Annotated in this window: 16 protein-coding genes; 4 read left to right on the top strand and 12 right to left on the bottom strand. The window is 61.3% G+C overall.

Translation table 11 applies throughout. The features are described from left to right. Nucleotides 1-135: 135 nt before the first annotated feature. From ACIP6G_RS03115 to pdhA, 3 genes are read right to left on the bottom strand one after another with little or no spacing between them, the layout of a single operon-like run. The gene (locus tag ACIP6G_RS03115; RefSeq protein WP_400288590.1) at nt 136-1,545 is read right to left on the bottom strand and encodes a dihydrolipoamide acetyltransferase family protein; all 1,410 of its coding nucleotides are present in this window, start codon (nt 1,543-1,545) and stop codon (nt 136-138) included. After that, the gene (locus ACIP6G_RS03120; protein WP_105656918.1) at nt 1,546-2,628 is read right to left on the bottom strand and encodes an alpha-ketoacid dehydrogenase subunit beta; all 1,083 of its coding nucleotides are present in this window, start codon (nt 2,626-2,628) and stop codon (nt 1,546-1,548) included. It lies immediately after the preceding gene. A 1-nt stretch (nt 2,629) separates the two neighbouring features. Continuing rightward, complete coding sequence (gene pdhA / locus ACIP6G_RS03125) at nt 2,630-3,793, bottom strand: pyruvate dehydrogenase (acetyl-transferring) E1 component subunit alpha (protein WP_105656919.1); 1,164 nt, start codon at nt 3,791-3,793, stop codon at nt 2,630-2,632. A gap of 226 nt (nt 3,794-4,019) precedes the next feature. Between pdhA and ACIP6G_RS03130 the strand changes: the two genes are divergently transcribed. Beyond that, nucleotides 4,020-4,472, top strand: coding sequence for an Lrp/AsnC family transcriptional regulator (locus ACIP6G_RS03130; protein WP_013349765.1), 453 nt, complete (start codon nt 4,020-4,022; stop codon nt 4,470-4,472). 76 nt (nt 4,473-4,548) lie between these two features. On the opposite strand, the gene ACIP6G_RS03135 is transcribed toward ACIP6G_RS03130, so the two are convergent. From ACIP6G_RS03135 to ACIP6G_RS03175, 9 genes are all read right to left on the bottom strand, one after another. After that, a complete protein-coding gene (locus tag ACIP6G_RS03135) occupies nt 4,549-5,334 on the bottom strand; it encodes an enoyl-CoA hydratase/isomerase family protein (protein WP_332728442.1) in 786 nt (261 codons plus the stop codon). Nucleotides 5,335-5,352: 18 nt separating this feature from the next. After that, the gene (gene paaE / locus ACIP6G_RS03140; protein ID WP_332498867.1) at nt 5,353-6,513 is read right to left on the bottom strand and encodes a 1,2-phenylacetyl-CoA epoxidase subunit PaaE; all 1,161 of its coding nucleotides are present in this window, start codon (nt 6,511-6,513) and stop codon (nt 5,353-5,355) included. Then, nucleotides 6,510-7,007: a 1,2-phenylacetyl-CoA epoxidase subunit PaaD gene (gene paaD, locus ACIP6G_RS03145; RefSeq protein WP_332489069.1), complete on the bottom strand. Its 498-nt coding sequence runs from the start codon at nt 7,005-7,007 to the stop codon at nt 6,510-6,512. The genes paaE and paaD overlap by 4 nt, the downstream gene beginning before the upstream one ends. Before the next feature lie 37 nt (nt 7,008-7,044). Further along, entirely contained in the window at nt 7,045-7,905 is an 861-nt protein-coding gene (gene paaC / locus ACIP6G_RS03150) for a 1,2-phenylacetyl-CoA epoxidase subunit PaaC (RefSeq protein ID WP_332489070.1), read from the bottom strand. After that, nucleotides 7,902-8,192: a 1,2-phenylacetyl-CoA epoxidase subunit PaaB gene (gene paaB, locus ACIP6G_RS03155; protein WP_105656924.1), complete on the bottom strand. Its 291-nt coding sequence runs from the start codon at nt 8,190-8,192 to the stop codon at nt 7,902-7,904. Before paaB ends, paaC begins: the two co-directional genes overlap by 4 nt. A gap of 1 nt (nt 8,193) precedes the next feature. Beyond that, on the bottom strand, nt 8,194-9,180 hold the full coding sequence (gene paaA, locus ACIP6G_RS03160) for a 1,2-phenylacetyl-CoA epoxidase subunit PaaA (protein ID WP_105656925.1): 987 nt from the start codon (nt 9,178-9,180) through the stop codon (nt 8,194-8,196). A gap of 141 nt (nt 9,181-9,321) precedes the next feature. Continuing rightward, a complete protein-coding gene (locus ACIP6G_RS03165) occupies nt 9,322-9,771 on the bottom strand; it encodes a DoxX family protein (protein WP_332489071.1) in 450 nt (149 codons plus the stop codon). Nucleotides 9,772-9,966: 195 nt separating this feature from the next. Further along, nucleotides 9,967-10,722, bottom strand: a complete 756-nt coding sequence (locus ACIP6G_RS03170; RefSeq protein ID WP_105656927.1) for an amino acid ABC transporter ATP-binding protein — start codon at nt 10,720-10,722, stop codon at nt 9,967-9,969. Then, nucleotides 10,719-12,185: an amino acid ABC transporter substrate-binding protein/permease gene (locus ACIP6G_RS03175; protein WP_400288594.1), complete on the bottom strand. Its 1,467-nt coding sequence runs from the start codon at nt 12,183-12,185 to the stop codon at nt 10,719-10,721. The genes ACIP6G_RS03170 and ACIP6G_RS03175 overlap by 4 nt, the downstream gene beginning before the upstream one ends. A gap of 202 nt (nt 12,186-12,387) precedes the next feature. On the opposite strand from ACIP6G_RS03175, the gene ACIP6G_RS03180 reads away from it, so the two are divergent. The 3 genes from ACIP6G_RS03180 (at nt 12,388) to paaI (ending at nt 16,138) form a co-directional block, all read left to right on the top strand. Further along, the gene (locus tag ACIP6G_RS03180; RefSeq protein ID WP_400288595.1) at nt 12,388-14,541 is read left to right on the top strand and encodes a S9 family peptidase; all 2,154 of its coding nucleotides are present in this window, start codon (nt 12,388-12,390) and stop codon (nt 14,539-14,541) included. A 20-nt stretch (nt 14,542-14,561) separates the two neighbouring features. Further along, complete coding sequence (locus ACIP6G_RS03185; RefSeq protein ID WP_332489443.1) at nt 14,562-15,575, top strand: GNAT family N-acetyltransferase; 1,014 nt, start codon at nt 14,562-14,564, stop codon at nt 15,573-15,575. Nucleotides 15,576-15,691: 116 nt separating this feature from the next. Next, nucleotides 15,692-16,138, top strand: coding sequence for a hydroxyphenylacetyl-CoA thioesterase PaaI (gene paaI, locus ACIP6G_RS03190; RefSeq protein WP_332728237.1), 447 nt, complete (start codon nt 15,692-15,694; stop codon nt 16,136-16,138). Nucleotides 16,139-16,164 lie beyond the last annotated feature (26 nt).

Consider the following 16,164-nt stretch of genomic DNA (forward strand, 5'->3'; position numbering starts at 1 on the left):
AACCTATATTTGACATGCTGATAAATGATCGAACATAGATGAAATATCAGCAAAAAGGGTGATGCCCGTCAATCCTCGTGAGGTTCGACGGGCATCAAGATCACTCTTGAGAGCGAGCACTGCGCACAGTAGGCGCTAGAGCGAAGCCAGCGCAGTCTTTGGATCCGTCATCGCGTCGGCAACATAGCGCATGAAGCCGGCAGCGGTTCCGCCATCGCAGACCCGGTGGTCAAAGCTCAGTGTCATCTCGCAGATGGAACGGACCTTGATCTTGCCATTGACCACCCACGGCTTCTCGATGATGCGCCCCAGCCCCAGAATGGCCGCTTCCGGATAGTTGATGATGGCCGCGGAGCCATCAACATCGAACACGCCGTAGTTGTTGATGGTGAAGGTGCTGCCGGACAGGTCGGCGACACCGGCCTTGCCCTCGCGGGCCACCGTAGCCAGTCGAGCGAACTCGGCTGACAGTTCCTTGGCGTTCAGCTTGTGGGCGTTGCGCACATTTGGCACAACCAGGCCGCGATCGGTCTGGGCTGCGAACCCGAGGTTCACGCCCTCGAAGAGGGTATGGCGCAAGCCCCCATCAGCTTCAGCCTCAATGCGGCTGTTCAGTTCAGGGAAGCGCCGCAAGCCGGCCACCGCGAAACGGGAGATCAGTGCCATGACGCTTGGAGCTTGGCCTTCGGCTTCCTTGATCTTCGATCGCAGCTTCAGCAGCTTGGTGACATCGACATCCACCCACACGGTAGCCTCGGGGATCTCGCGGCGCGAAGTGCTCATCGCGGTGGCGATGGTCTTGCGCACGCCCGAGAGCACCTGGGAAGATGCGACCGGCAGGCCGGTCTTCGAATCCGCCCCGCCAGCCTGGGCTGGTGCAGCGGGCACCGCGGCTGCGGAAGCCGGGGCCGGTGCTGCCGGGGCAGCGGCCGCCGCAGCTGCAGGCAGCCCCGCATCAGCCGACAAGGCAGCTTCCACGTCGGTGCGCAGAATCAGCCCTTCTGGACCAGAGCCTCGAACCGTTCTGATATCCAAGGCGTTATCCCGCGCCAGTTTGCGTACCAGCGGGTTGATCACGCGGGCCGCTTCGGCCGGTGCCTGTGCCGCTGGCGCGGCTACCCCGCCGCGCGGCTTGCGCCGACGGCTGGTCTTGCGCTGGGCAGAGGAAGTGCCGTAGCCAATGAGCACATTGCCGCTACCCTCATCGGCTTCTGCTGATTCTTCGGCAGGAGCCTGGGTGCCAGCACGCTCTTCCTCGCGGTAGGACTGCGCACGTTCGGCTTCAAGCGCTTCAGCTTCTTCGCCACCGGTGTTCACGGAGATGAAAGGCTCATCCACCAGCATCATCTGGCCAGCGTCCCCATGCAGGGTCGACACTACGCCTTCAAACGGGCAAGGGATCTCCACCAGCGACTTCGCGGTTTCCACCTCCGCTATGGGCTGGTCAACTGCGACAACGTCACCGGCGGCAACCATCCAGCGCACCAGCTCGGCTTCGGTCAGGCCTTCGCCAAGGTCTGGCAAGAGAAAAGTCTTGATGCTCATTTACGCCTCCCACTGAAGCTGGTCAACCGCGTCGAGAATGCGTTCGGCGCTTGGAAGATGGAACTTTTCCAGCGTTGGGGCCGGGTATGGAATGTCGAATCCGGTCACGCGAAGCACTGGAGCGGCCAACGAGTGGAAGCAGCGCTCCTGCACCCGGGCCACGATTTCACTGGCTACCGAGGCGAAGCCCTGGGCTTCGGCAACCACGATAGCGCGTCCGGTCTTGCGCACCGATGCGCAGACGGTCTCGTCATCGAAGGGCACAATGCTCCGGATGTCGAGAACTTCCAGGCTGATACCTTCCTCGGCTGCCAACTTGGCAGCTTCCAATGCGGTGGAAACGCTTGGACCATAGGTAATCAGCGTGGCATCGCTGCCCGGACGGGCGATGCGCGCCTGGCCCTCGGTCCTAGCGCTCTTCTTGGCCTCGTACTGCTCGGCCAGCTGCGCTAAGTCCACCTGCTCCTTGGACCAGTACAGCTTCTTCGGCTCGAAGAAGACCACCGGATCATCCGAATCGATGGCTTCGCGCAGCATCAGGTAGGCATCCTCTACGCACGAAGGCGTGAAGACCTTCAGCCCTGGAGTGTGGGCGTAGTAGGCTTCCGAGGAATCGCAGTGGTGCTCCACGCCGCCCACGCCGCCGGCGTACGGTATGCGGATGACCATCGGCAGGTTCAGCTTGCCCTGGGTTCGGTTGCGCATCTTGGCGACATGCGAAGCGATCTGCTCGAACGCCGGGTAGGCGAATGCATCGAACTGCATCTCGATAACCGGGCGCATGCCGTTGATGGCCATGCCCACGGCCATGCCGACAATGCCGGATTCGGCCAGCGGGGTGTCAAAGCAGCGTTCGGAACCAAAGCGTGCGGTCAGCCCGTCGGTGATGCGGAAAACGCCGCCAAGGGTTCCCACATCCTCGCCGAAAATCACTACCGAGTTGTCGGCAACCAGCGAATCAGCCAGGGCGGTATTCAGCGCCTTGCCGAAGGTCACCGGCTGGTGCTCATTGGCGGCCTTGGCTGCGGCTCGTGCGGTGGCAGCGCTGACGTTCGGGTTCAAGCGCGAAGTAGTGGCAGTCATCCTAGGCCTCCTCACGGTCTAGTTCGTCGACGAGCATGGCTTGCTGTTCAGCCAGCTGCGGGGTCTTGGCCGAGTACACGTGCTCGAACAGCTCACGTGGATCGGTGTTGGCTTCCTGGTTCATGCCATCACGCAAGGTCTTGGCGACCGACTCGGCGTCTGCGGTGATCTTGGCGACGGTGCTATCGGTCAAGAGCCCGGCATCGTCCAGGTACGCCTTCATGCGGGTCACCGGATCCTTGGCGATCCATTCCTGGACTTCGGAGTCCTCGCGGTAGCGCTTGTCGTCATCTGCGTTGGTGTGCGCCTGCATGCGGTAAGTGTGGGCCTCGATCAGCAGCGGGCCGTTGCCTTCGCGGGCCATGCGCACCGCTCGGGTCATGATTGCCATCAAGGCCATCAGGTCGTTGCCATCCACGCGCTCGCCGGCCATGCCGTAGCCAACAGCCTTGTGGGCCAGGGACGGGGCGGCACTTTGCTGCGAGAGCGGAACCGAGATGGCGTACTTGTTGTTCTGCACGAAGAAGATCACCGGAAGGTTGAATACCGCGGCGAAGTTCAGCGCTTCGTGGAAGTCGCCCTCACTGGTGGCGCCGTCGCCGCACATGGCCACCACTACGGTGTCTTCGCCACGCAGCTTGGCAGCGTGGGCGACACCCACTGCGTGCAGCAGCTGGGTCGTGAGCGGGGTGGACATCGGTGCGCAGTTATACGCCTTCGGGTCGTAGCCGCAGTGCCATTCGCCGCGGAAGCTGGTCATGACTTCCATCGGGGCTACGCCCTTGGTCAGCACCGCTACGGTGTCGCGGTAGGTTGGGAAAAGCCAGTCGTTCTCGCCCAGGCACAGGGCTGCTGCGATTTGGCAGGCTTCCTGCCCGTGGCTGGAGGGGTAGACAGCCATGCGGCCCTGGCGGACCAGTGCGGAGTTCTGGTCGTTGACGCGGCGGCCGGTGACCAGCGCCGCATAGGCTTCCAGCAGCCGGGCCGGGCTTGGCAGCGGGTACTCGTGGCCAGGTTCAGTGCCCTGCTGGTCCTCTGGGCGCAGGGTTCCGTCCGGGTTCAACAGGTTGATCATGTGGCGTGCTGGCAGCATGTAGTCTTCGGGGGTAATCCCGAATTTCTTGCTGACATCAGAGATGCGATCTGCATGCGCTTCAGTGCTCATGTTCTCCCACCTTTCGTGGTTCTGGCTCGGTCCATGAGCACAACCGCTTGTGACTCACTTCACCTAAACATCATTTGCAATCAATTATGGGTATGCGTGGCATTCTGTATCCAGTCCGGCGTGGAATCGTGGAAAGTTGCGATTGGTATCCTTATACTCGTAGACGAAAAGTTTCGATAGATTGTGTTTGGAACAGAGACGTCCGACACGTCAACAAGGAGTACCAATGGCCGCGGAAGCGGAGTTAAAACTCGATGATGTCGACCATGCGATCCTCGCTGAGCTAACCAGCGACGGGCGCCAGTCGGTCACCACCGTGGCACAAAAGGTGCATGTATCGCGTGCCCACGCTTATTCCCGTATCGCAAAGCTCCAAGATGCCGGGGTGATCACTCGTTATACGGCGGTGATTGATCCGGTGAAGGCAGGACTCAAGGCCAGCGCCTACGTGACCTTGAAACTCCGCCAGCATTCCTGGCGCGAACTGCGCGATCACTTGGCGTCCATTCCCGAGGTGCATCATGTGGGCCTGGTCGGAGGCAATTTCGATGTGATCCTGCTGGTGCGAGCCAAGGACAATCTGGATCTGCGCCGCGTGGTCTTCGAGCAATTGCAGTCTTTGCCAACGGTCCTGGATACGCAGACCCTGCTGATCTTCGAAGACACCGACACCCGATAGGCAGCAGTTCACCAAAAGACACGAGAAGAGCACCTGGATACCATTTCCAGGTGCTCTTCTCGTGTCTGCTGCGAAACTACTTCTGGCCGGTGAACACCGGCTTGCGCTTCTCCTGGAAGGACTTGAAACCTTCGGCGTAGTCAGCGGTGTCGCACAGGGCTGCCTGCGCCCGGTTCTCGGTACGCATCGATTCCCACAGTCCCGCACGCTGGTCACGGATTTCCTTGACCAGCTGCTTGGAAGCGACGAATGCCTGAGTTGCACCCTGGGCTACCTTGGCAATGATTTCTTCGCTGCGCTCTGCCAGTTCCTCTGCTGGGAATGCCCGGGAGAAAAGCCCCGAACGCACCGCTTCAGCACCGGAGATCAGTTCGGCGGTGTAAATCAGATCCAGCGTGCGGTGTGCCCCGAGACGCTCGGTGAACAGCCAGTGCCCGCCGGAGTCGAGGGTCGCGCCAAGGTTCGCAAACGGGGAACCAATCTTGGCGTTTTCCGCGACGTAGACTACGTCGGTAGCGATCGCCAGCCCCAAACCCACGCCCAAGCAGGCACCCTGCACCAGCGCGAAGGTTGGCGCAGGGAAGCTGGACATCTTCTCCAGCAGCGGCTGGACCTTGCCGCCAAGATAGCCGATCACGTCATCGTCCGCGGGATCTACCCCGGAGATGTCGCGACCTGCGCAGAATCCGCGTCCCTCGCCGGTCAGTACCAGCGCGCGCACGGTGCCCGCAGCCACTGCGGCGGCCGCTTTGTCATAGGCTTCCGAGAGCTGCGCCAAGGCCGCTTCATCCAGCGAGTTCATTTTCTGCGGAGCGTTGAGCACCACCCGCGCGATGGAATCTTCAATCGTCAGTTCGATCATGGATTCGTCCTGGCCTTTCTAGGCGTCGAAGTCGACGCTCAGCTTTTCGCTGGTTGGGTGCGACTGGCAGGTCAGTACGTAGCCGGCTTCGACTTCGTCGGGTTCCAGCGCGTAGTTCTCGGCCATGGTGACCGTACCGCAGGTGACCTTGGCACGGCAGGTGCCGCACACGCCGCCAGCGCAAGCGAACGGCACATCCGGACGCACGCGCAAGGCAGCGTTCAGCACGGTTTCGTTGGCACGCACCGGCGACTTGACCTCGCCCTTCAGGCCGTCGAGGTTGAAGCTGATCTCGTAGCTTTCCTCATTCTCGTCCGCCACCACGGGACGGCCGATATGCCCTTGCGGCTTCGTCGGCTCGCCGGTGGTGAATAGCTCGAAACGGACCTTCTCGGCGGGAACTTCCAAGCTGGCCAGCTGGTCGCGGACCAACTGGACGAGCTCGAATGGGCCGCAGAGGAACCACTCGTCAACATTCGGTGCCTGGACCACGCTGGTCAGCAGCGTGGTGAGCTTCTCGGCGTCGATGCGGCCCGAAAGCAACGGGGAAATGCGCTGTTCGCGGCTGAGCACGTGGTGCAGTGCCAGCCGGGATGTGTAGCGGTCCTTCAGGTCGGCCAGTTCCTCCAGGAACATGACGTCCATGGCGGCCTTGTTCGCGTAGATCAAGTCGAAGCGGGTGTGGTCATTGGCTTCGAGGATCGTGCGGGCAATGGCCAGCACCGGGGTAATGCCCGAGCCGGCGGCGACGGCCACGAAACGGTCCTGCGCTTTAGTGTCGATGGTCGACGGGTTATTGATCTGGGTGAGCTTGTGCTTGGAAATGAAAGCGCCGGCAGGGCTCATCACATCAATCTGGTCCCCTGCGGCCAGGGACTCGTTGGCCCAGGTGGAGAACAGGCCGCCCAGGTCGCGCTTGATCGCCACCTTGATCTCGTCGCCCGTCGGGGCGGCGCAGATCGAGTACGAACGGCGCAATTCGACCAGCTCGCCTTCGGCGTTGGGGATTTCCTTGCGCAACGCCACGTACTGGCCTGCGACGTAGTCGTATTCCTCGCTCAAGTCGCCAGGGATGGCGAAGCTGACTTCAATTGAGTCCTTGGTCAACCGGCGCACATTCGAGACGGTGAGCCGATGGAAGGATGCCCGGCGTCGGGTGGGAGTGGTTTGTTCGGTCATGAGAGCACCTTGAAGTAGTCGAAGGGTTCCAAGCAGTCTTTGCAGGTGTAGAGCGCCTTGCAGGAAGTCGAGGCGAAGCGGGCCAACTCCCGGGTGTTCAGCGAGTGGCACCGCGGGCATTTCACGCTCATGCCCAGGGTGACGCGGCCTGCGTGGCCCTGGCCGGTCGGTGGGGCAATCCCGTACTCTTCGAGCTTGGCCTTGCCTTCCGCGGTCATCCAGTCCGTTGACCACGCCGGGCTCAGCACCAGCTTGACGTCCACCTTTTCATATCCGGCGTCTGCGAAAGCGGTGTACAGGTCGCCATTGATGGCATCCATCGCCGGGCAACCTGAATAGGTCGGGGTGATGACTACCTGCACGGTTCCGTCCTCGGCCATGTCCACCTCGCGCAGGATTCCCAGGTCCGCGATGGATAGCACCGGAATTTCCGGGTCGGTCACCTGGGAGGCGATAGCGAACAGGTCCTTGGCGCCAGCGATCGTCTTGCTCAAGACTGCTTCCCCCTTTTCGGGCAAAAATGTTGCGTAGTTACCAGCTGGCACCGGGATGCTTGCGGGCGAGAACTTGCATCTCTGCCAGCAGGTAGCCCAGGTGCTCCGAATGCTCGCCGCGGCGTCCGTAGGCCATGGCCTGTCCGGTTGCAGGAATCTCCAGTCCGGCGTCGGCCAGTACCGCAGTGATTTCTTCATCCCATGCACCGCGCAGGGTGGAGGGCAGCACGGCGATGCCCGCAAGGTCCTGGTGGACTTCCTCATCGCGGAACATCTCATCGACGTACGGCCAGAGGATTTCCAGGGCATGGCGCATCTTGGACGCTGATTCCTCGGTCCCCATGCCCAGGCGGATGGTCCACTGGATGGCGTGGTCGCGGTGGTAGTCGACTTCTTTGACTGCCTTGGCCGAGATGGCGGCCAGGGTTTCGTCCTTGGACTGCGCCAGCTGCTTGTAGAGCAGGTTCTGGAAGATCGAAACGATCAGCTGGCGGATGATGGTCACGCCGAAGTGGCCGTTAGGCTGTTCGACAATCCACAGCGAAGTGAATTCTTCTTCCTCGCGCCAGTAGGCCAATTCGTCTTCGGTCTTGCCCCAGGCCAGTCCGGCGTAGGTCAGGAACGAGCGGGCGTGGCCCAGGATATCCAGGGCGATATTGCCCAGGGCAACATCTTCTTCCAGTTCCGGAGCGCGGGAAATCCAGTGCGACATGCGCTGCGCCAGGATCAGGGCATCGTCGCCCAGGGTCAGCGCGTAGCGCGCGACCTCTTCGCTTGGCTTGACGCCGTCTACGGCGATGTCCTCCGGACGCAGGGCATTGCCCGGGGTGACGCGGGTGGCCGAGGCCAGCGCGTCGCCGAAGCTATCGAGCGCTTCGTCGAGTTCTTCGTGCTTCACAGGTGCTTCACTCCCTCGCTGGCCTTGTAATAGGTCGCGTGGCGGTAGTCCTTGCCCTGCGGGGATTCGAAGAAGGAATCCTTTTCACCGGGGTCGGAGCTGATGATGTCCGAGGACTTTACGACCCATAGCGAGACGCCTTCATTGCGGCGGGTGTACAGATCGCGGGCGTTGCGCAGTGCCATCTGCTGATCCGGTGCATGCAGGGATCCGGCGTGGACGTGCGAGAGTCCTCGGGACGAACGGACGAATACTTCCCACAGGGGCCAATTGCTCTGTTGGCTCATGCTAGGCGACCTCACTTCGTGCTTGTTTTGCTGCGTATGCTGCGGCTGCTTCTCGGACCCAGGCACCTTCGCGGTGCGCTTCACGGCGGCGTTCCAGCCGCTGCGCGTTGGCCGGACCGTTGCCCTTGATCACTGCCATGAATTCATCCCAGTTCAAATCCTTGTGGATCCACTGCTTCTTTTCTTCATCGAAGTGCAGCTGGGGATCCGGCAGGGTCAGGCCAAGGACCTTGACCTGCTCGGCAATCATGCCAACGAAGCGCTGGCGCAGTTCGTCATTGGAGAAACGCTTGATCTTCCAGGCCATGGACTGCTGGGAGTTCGGCGACTGGTCATCTGGCGGACCGAACATCATCAGCGAGGGTTCGTAGAAGCGGTTGATGGCGTCCTGGGCCATCTTCTTCTGCGCCTCGGTGCCGCGGGAGAGCGAGAGCAGGATTTCGAAGCCCTGGCGCTGGTGGAAGGATTCTTCCTTGCACACGCGCACCATTGCACGGCCGTAGGGGCCGTAGGAGGCGCGGCACAGCGGAACCTGGTTGGCGATGGCCGCACCATCGACCAGCCAGCCGATAGCACCCATATCCGCCCAGGTGCGTGCAGGGTAGTTGAAGATCGAGGAGTACTTGGCCTTGCCGGAGAGCAGCTGCTCGTTGTACTCGTCGCGGGTGGTGCCCAGGGTCTCGGCAGCCGAGTAGAGGTAGAGCCCGTGCCCGGCTTCATCCTGCACCTTGGCCATCAGAATGGACTTGCGCTTCAGCGAGGGAGCGCGGGTGATCCAGTTGGCCTCAGGCTGCATGCCGATGATTTCGGAGTGCGCGTGCTGGGAGATCTGGCGGCTGAGGGTCTTGCGGTACTTCTCAGGCATCCAGTCGCGTGGTTCGACGCGGGAGTCCTGATCGATCAAGGCGTCGAAACGCGCTTGGGACTGCTCTTCTTCGTAGCTCGGGACGGCACTCAGTCCCGGCTCCTGCGGTGTGGTCGGGGCCATGGGTTCACCTCATCGAAAACAAATTACATACTGACCGTTCGTTCAGTATGTCAGAGTGCGTTCGATCACGTCAACACCAACCCCCTCCAGGCACAACAAAACCCCGGGATAGAATTCCCGGGGTTTCCTTGAAGCTGGGGATTAGGCGTTAGCCAGAGCCTTTTCCGAGTTCTTGCCCTTGAATATCAGCGCATCAAGCGAGATGCGGCCTGGGCCCGTCAAGAGCAGTGCCAGCGCGCCGGCAGCCAGTGCCAGGACAAGCTCGAAGCCGCCATTTTCCACGAACACGCCACCTGAGGCATGAACCATGAACAGGGCGGCAATCATCTGCAGGCCCAGCAGGCCAGCGAAGACGCGGGTCAGCAGGCCAAGGATGATCGCGGCGCCGCCGGCGATCTCCAGGGTTGCCGCCACTGGAGCAATCAAACCGGCAGCAGGAACGCCCATCTGGCCAAAGGCCGCAGTGGTGCCCTCGATGGTGAACTGGAAGTACTTCTGCCAGCCATGAGCCAGGAAGAGGAAGCCGAAGGCCAAGCGAAGCAGGGTGCGCGCAGCGGTCTGCAGACCCGGGTTGTTTTCCAGAGCGGACATATTTTAACTCCTAGGGATTGGGGCACGGGAAGATCCCGTGTGGCTACTGCTCCAACCCTACAAGGGGATAAGTTGAACCTTCAAGCATATGAAGGTTTTTGTCCCGTAAGCTTCGTCACGAAAAAACCGTGCTGCCCGCAACCAGTTTCATCTGGTCGTGGACAGCACGGTTTTCCGCTGGCTTGGCGGTACGGCTCAGAGAACCTTGGACAAGAAGTCCTGGGTACGCGCCTGCTGCGGGTTGCCGAACAGCTGTTCGGGCGCACCCTGCTCGCAGACAACACCATCAGCCATGAAGACCACGCGGTCAGCGACTTCGCGCGCAAAGCCCATCTCGTGGGTCACCAGAACCATGGTCATGCCGGTGTCGGCCAGCTCCTTGATAACCTGCAGCACCTCGCCGACCATCTCCGGGTCAAGAGCGCTGGTAGCCTCGTCGAAGAGCATGATGCCCGGGGCCATGGCAAGCGCGCGGGCGATGGCCACACGCTGCTTCTGGCCGCCAGAGAGCGAGGCGGGACGGGCGTTGGCCTTCTCGCGCAAGCCCACGCGTTCCAGCAGCTCAAGTGCGCGCTCCCGGCCTTCCGCCTTGCTCATCTTCTTGAGCTCGACCGGCGCCAGCATGATGTTCTCTGCCACGCTCATATGCGGGAACAGGTTGAAGTGCTGGAACACCATGCCTACATGGCGGCGCACCTCATTGATGTCCACCTTGGGGTCGGTGACATCAAAGCCATCGACAACCACCTTGCCCGAGGTAATGTCCTCAAGCTTGTTCAGGCAACGCAGCAAGGTGGACTTGCCGGACCCGGAAGGGCCGATCACGCACACCACTTCGCCTTCGCGGACATCCATGTCGATGCCCTTGAGGACATTGTTGGAGCCAAAGGACTTGTGCAAGTCCTTGACCTGGATCTTCACGTTGGAGCTTTGCTCGGTTACGGTGCTCACTTGTTGAACCTCCGATCGGCATAATTTGCCAATTTGGTCAGCGCCATAATGGCAATGAAGTAGATAATGCCCACGATCAGCAGCGTCTCAGTGACACGGAAGTTCGCCGCGTAGATCTGCTGGCCCTGGTAGAGCAGCTCGGTGAAGCCGATAGCCAGCAGCAACGAGGAGTCCTTCAGGCTGATGATCAACTGGTTGATCAGTGACGGGGTCATCATCTTGAAAGCCTGCGGGATCACGACCTTCTGCATCGACTTGCCATAGCCCAGGCCCAGCGAACGGGATGCTTCAAGCTGCCCTGGATCCACCGACTGGATACCGCCGCGAACGATTTCGGCGACATAGGCACCGGCGTTCAGCGACAGCGTCAGCACGCCTGCGGTCCAGACGCTGATCTCCCAGCCGGTCAGCTGCGGCAGGCCGAAGTAGAACATGAAGGCCCAGAGCAGCAACGGGGTGCCGCGGAAGATGTTCACGAATGTCGTGGCGATGCCGCGCAGCACGATGTTCCCGGAGATCTTCATGAAGCCGAAGACCAGGCCCAATGCCATGGCAATGGCGAAGGAAATCGCGGTCACCAGCAGGGTGTGCCACAGACCGGTCATCAATGCGGGAATGGACTTGACCAGCAGGTCGAAGAAGTTGCTTGGCGCCGCTGCGGTCGGGTCGGCAAGGTAGGAGTCCAGGATCTGCTGGTACTCGCCGTTGGCCTTCAGCTCGGCCAAGCCGTCGTTGAACGCTGCCAGCAGCGCGGTGTTCTCGCCCTTGTTCACGGCGAAGCCATAGGAACCGCCCGGGACCTTGTCGGTGACGGTCTTCAGGCCATTGCCCTGGGCAATGCCGTAGGCCAGCACCGGGTAGTCGTCGAAGACGGCAACTGCAGAACCGGCCTTGACCGATTCGTACATGGTGGCCGACTGGTCCAAGGACTTGACCTCGAAGCCGTGTTCCTCGGCGATGGACTTTGCATAGCTTTCGCCCTCGGCGCCGGTCTTGGCGACAACGGTCTTGCCTTCCAAGTCCTCGTAACCGGTGATCTCGTCATTGCCGGCAGCGACAGCCATCTGCACGCCGGACTCGAAGTACGGCTCGGAGAAGTCGTAGATCTCCTTGCGCTCGTCGGTAATCGACATGCCGGCGATCACGCCATCCACCTGGTTGGAGGAAAGGGCGGCCAAAGCCGCATTGAAGCCCAGGGACCTGACCTCGACTTCAAAACCCTGGTCTTCGGCAATGGCGCGCAGAAGATCCATGTCGATACCGGTCAGTTCGCCGTTCTGGCGGAACTCGAAGGGCGCGAAAGTCGTATCCGTGCCGATGACGTAGGTCTGGCCCTCGACGCTTTCACTGCCTTGGGCCACGGCCGAGGGTGCCCCGACGACCAGGGCCATCAAACCGATGGCAGCCGCGGCTATCCATCGGGCCAGGCGCCCTGTGGGGGCAGCTGTTCTTTTCTTTTCCACTGATGTATCGCTTTCTCGTACTGAAGGGCGAATGGCCCAAGGTGCAGATGATACGTTCTGCCTGCAAGCCTAGGACTTATAAAGCCTAGCCGGTACCCCGCGACTCGCCTGCACTTGCATCGTTATCGGTTTGAAACCGCTGTTCTGTCCGCGCTGAGCATAGCTGCACCCGCATAGCACGGTAGTGGGATTGAATAGGGGTATGACTCCAGAATCGTTGACCGCCAATGCACCGCGTGCCGCAAAGCTGCCCACCACCCGCAGCTTCCACGGCGATGACTTCATCGACAACTACGAGTGGCTGCGGGAGAAAGCCAACCCGGATGTCATCGCGCATCTGACCGCAGAAAACGAGTACACCGACACCATCACCGCTAGCCAGCAGCCGCTGCGCGATGCCTTGTTCAGCGAGATCAAGGCACGCACCGTTGAAACCGACTTGTCGGTTCCAGTGCGCCGCCGCGGCTGGTGGTACTTCACCCGTTCGGCCGAAGGCAAGCCCTACACCATCCAGTGCCGCGTCAAGGCATCGGACACCGGGGACCTTGTTGCCGACTGGACTCCCCCGGTCATCGACCCGGAAACTGCGTTGCCTGCCGAAGAGGTGCTGCTCGACGGCAACGCGTTGGCCGAAGGCCAGCCATTCTTCTCGCTCGGCGGCATGGCCTTGAACGAAGATGGCAACCTGCTCGCCTACTGTGTCGACAATGCCGGCGATGAACGATTCACCCTCTTCATCAAGGATCTGGAAACCGGTGAGCTGCTGGGCGACACCATTGAAGGGGTGTTCTACGGGCTGGCCTTCTCCCCCGATTCTTCAACGATCTTCTACACGGTGGTAGACGAAACCTGGCGGCCGCACCAGGTCCGCGCCCACCGACTGGGCACCGATCCGGCACAGGACAAGATCATTTTCGAGGAGAATGATCCAGGCATGTGGCTCGGCTTCGATCTGAGCCCGGACCGCAAGAGCCTGATGATCTCCAGCGGCAACTCCGAATACGCCGAAACCAGCATGCTGGACCTGCTCGACCCTTCAGCTGCAGTGACCCTGCTGGTGCCGCGCAGCTTGCGCCTGCTGCACGGAATCGATCTGCTGCCAGGGGCCAGCCAGGCGCTCATCACCCACGACCACAAAGCACCGAACAATATGGTGTCGCTGGCGTCCGTGAAGCAGCTGGGTGCAAGCACCGATCCCGCGCAGTGGCGCACCCTGGTGGCCCATGAGGACACGGTCAAGATCGAAGGCACGGCAGTGACCGGTTCGCACGTGGTGCTCTCGGTTCGCCGCGATACCTGCGAGCGCGTCCAGCTGCTGTCCTTGGACGGCCTGGGCACCGACGCCCAGCAACCAGCCATTGAACCGGATTTCGAGGATGAGCTGTTCACCGCCTCGGCAACCTTCGCGGAGCTGGAGGCGCCGCTGATCCGCATCGGCTACACCGCAGACTTCACCCCGGCCCGCGTCTATGACCTGTGGCTGGAAGACCATTCGCTGGTGCTGCGCAAGCAGACTCCGGTGAATAACTTCGACCCGTCCAAGTACCTGTCCACGCGCGAGTGGGCCACCGCGGCCGATGGCGCCAAGATCCCCCTGACCATCATGCGCCGGGCCGACCTGGATGCCTCGGTCCCCCAGCCGGTGCTGATCTACGGCTACGGTTCCTACGAAGCTTCCATGGATCCCGGTTTCGGCATCCCCCGTTTGAGCGTGCTGGATCGCGGCGTGGTCTTTGTCATCGCCCACGTGCGCGGCGGCGGGGAGCTGGGCCGCAACTGGTACCTGCAGGGCAAGAAGCTGCACAAGAAGAACACCTTCACCGACTTCATCGCCTCCACCCAGTACCTGATCGATTCCGGTTGGGCCGATCCGCAGCGCATCGCTGCCCTGGGCGGCTCAGCCGGAGGATTGCTGATGGGTGCCATCGCGAATATGGCTCCGCAGCTGTACACGGCGATCATCGCCCAGGTGCCTTTCGTCGATGCCTTGACCTCCATCCTGGATCCCGAGCTGCCGCTCTCGGCACTGGAATGGGAAGAATGGGGCAACCCGATCGAAAGCAAGGAGGTCTACGACTACATGAAGTCCTACAGCCCTTACGAAAATGTCACGGCCCAGGACTACCCGAAGATCGCTGCGGTCACCTCGCTCAACGACACCCGTGTACTGTACGTTGAACCAGCCAAATGGGTGGCCAAGCTGCGCGAAATCGGCACCGGACAGGAACCAATTGTGCTGAAGACCGAAATGGATGGCGGGCACGGCGGCGCGTCGGGGCGCTACGAGTCGTGGAAGTCCCGTGCGTGGGACTATTCCTTCGCCTTGGACGCCCTGGGATGCACCGAAGAAATCTAACAACCTGAGGAACGGCGGCCATGCACCACATCAAGATCAGCGACTACCGCAATGACCCGGCGGTACGCCGCTTGCTGGTGCTGGCCGCCGAACCTGCCAATGAGCAGGCGCTGGAAGCGCTGCTCGATGACTGCGAAGGACTTGAGGTCCTTGCCAGCACGACTGCCACGGGCGATATCGTGGCGCTGGCTGCCTACCGGCACAGCGATAACTACGCGATCTGCGTCGAATATCTTGCAGTGGATTCCGCCGCGCAAGGCCAGGGCTTGGGCTCTGCCTTGCTGGCTGAATTGCGCGACGCCCACCAGAAGAATGTCTGGGCTACCACCGATGATGATGCGGTGGGCTTCTACCGTGCGCTCGGTTGCCTCGTCTCGCAGTCCGCTGCAGATCCGCGCTGGCCGGATGCCCAGCGGTACCTGTGCACCTTGCCCTGCTACCCGATGCTGACCAGCCAGCCGGAAGAAGATCCGGAATACGAGGCTGTCGGCGGCGAACTGATGCGCGGCCTGATCTCGATTGCCGAGCCTACCGAGCAGTGGGCCACGGATTTTCGGCGCTTGCGCGATCAGATCGCCGGTTCCCTGGGGTCCACCGCGCTGGCCATCGAGCACACCGGTTCCACCTCTGTTCCGGGCCTCCCCGCCAAGCCGATCATCGACATCATCTTGCTGGTCCCCGATGCGAACCAGGAAGCCTCCTATGTTCCCGCGCTGGAATCCACCGGCATCATTCTCTGGCACCGCGAACCTGGATGGTACGGCCACCGCATGCTCAAGCCGGCTGCCGCTTCACGGCTTCCCGACACCAACATCCATGTCTTCAGCGCAGGAAGCCCCGAGTATCTGCGGCACCTGATTTTTCGCGAGCATCTGAAACACAATGAAACCGACCGCCTGGCCTACGCCGCGGTCAAGCGGGAAGCCGCCCGCATGCTGGCCGCGAGCGACGGCGAGAGTGGACTGGTCATGGACTACAACCGGATCAAGGAGCCGTTCATTCTCGACGTGCACCAACGAATTTTCACCCGCTAGATCCGCTGTTCGCCTTCGCTGAAACAGTGCCGCTAAAACACTCTTCCAACTTGACTTAGCTCACATAATGTTATTACCTAATGATCGTTCGGTAAATAATTCGGCGAAGGAAGATGATGAGCGAAACACAGCTAGAGAATTCGGTCCCGCACGCCATTCTTCACAACGACTACGCCACGCAATGGATGGGAATCGAAGTAGTCGAGGTTTCCGAGGGCCACGCTGTCATCACCATGACGCTCCGGCAGGAAATGCTCAACGGCTTCGGTATTGGCCACGGTGGAATGATCTTCGCTCTGGCCGACACTGCGTTCGCACTGAGCTGCAATCCGCAGGCAGGCTCGGATGAGACCATCACGGTAGCCTCCGGCGCTGACGTCAACTTCCTCAAGCCAGCCATTCCCGGACGAGTGCTGACTGCCACCGGCAACCGTGTCTCGCAGCAAGGCCGCAGCGGGATCTACGACATCAAGGTGACCCAGCCAGCGGCCGACGGCTCAATTGAAACCGTCGCAGAGTTCCGCGGACGTTCGCGCACCGTCCCGAAACCCAAGAACCGCTAAGCACCCATCCCACTCGACACGAAAGT

Source organism: Glutamicibacter sp. NPDC088483, from assembly GCF_044753145.1.
Classification (GTDB): domain Bacteria; phylum Actinomycetota; class Actinomycetes; order Actinomycetales; family Micrococcaceae; genus Glutamicibacter.

What these genes read in the sequence shown, in the direction of transcription:
- ACIP6G_RS03120 (WP_105656918.1), bottom strand. Translation starts at nt 2,628, where the DNA reads ATGACTGCCACTACTTCGCGCTTGAACCCGAACGTCAGCGCTGCCACC.
- paaB (WP_105656924.1), bottom strand. Translation starts at nt 8,192, where the DNA reads ATGAGCCAACAGAGCAATTGGCCCCTGTGGGAAGTATTCGTCCGTTCG.
- pdhA (WP_105656919.1), bottom strand. Translation starts at nt 3,793, where the DNA reads ATGAGCACTGAAGCGCATGCAGATCGCATCTCTGATGTCAGCAAGAAA.
- ACIP6G_RS03130 (WP_013349765.1), top strand. Translation starts at nt 4,020, where the DNA reads ATGGCCGCGGAAGCGGAGTTAAAACTCGATGATGTCGACCATGCGATC.
- ACIP6G_RS03180 (WP_400288595.1), top strand. Translation starts at nt 12,388, where the DNA reads ATGACTCCAGAATCGTTGACCGCCAATGCACCGCGTGCCGCAAAGCTG.
- paaA (WP_105656925.1), bottom strand. Translation starts at nt 9,180, where the DNA reads ATGGCCCCGACCACACCGCAGGAGCCGGGACTGAGTGCCGTCCCGAGC.
- ACIP6G_RS03185 (WP_332489443.1), top strand. Translation starts at nt 14,562, where the DNA reads ATGCACCACATCAAGATCAGCGACTACCGCAATGACCCGGCGGTACGC.
- paaE (WP_332498867.1), bottom strand. Translation starts at nt 6,513, where the DNA reads ATGACCGAACAAACCACTCCCACCCGACGCCGGGCATCCTTCCATCGG.
- ACIP6G_RS03135 (WP_332728442.1), bottom strand. Translation starts at nt 5,334, where the DNA reads ATGATCGAACTGACGATTGAAGATTCCATCGCGCGGGTGGTGCTCAAC.
- ACIP6G_RS03165 (WP_332489071.1), bottom strand. Translation starts at nt 9,771, where the DNA reads ATGTCCGCTCTGGAAAACAACCCGGGTCTGCAGACCGCTGCGCGCACC.
- ACIP6G_RS03115 (WP_400288590.1), bottom strand. Translation starts at nt 1,545, where the DNA reads ATGAGCATCAAGACTTTTCTCTTGCCAGACCTTGGCGAAGGCCTGACC.
- paaI (WP_332728237.1), top strand. Translation starts at nt 15,692, where the DNA reads ATGAGCGAAACACAGCTAGAGAATTCGGTCCCGCACGCCATTCTTCAC.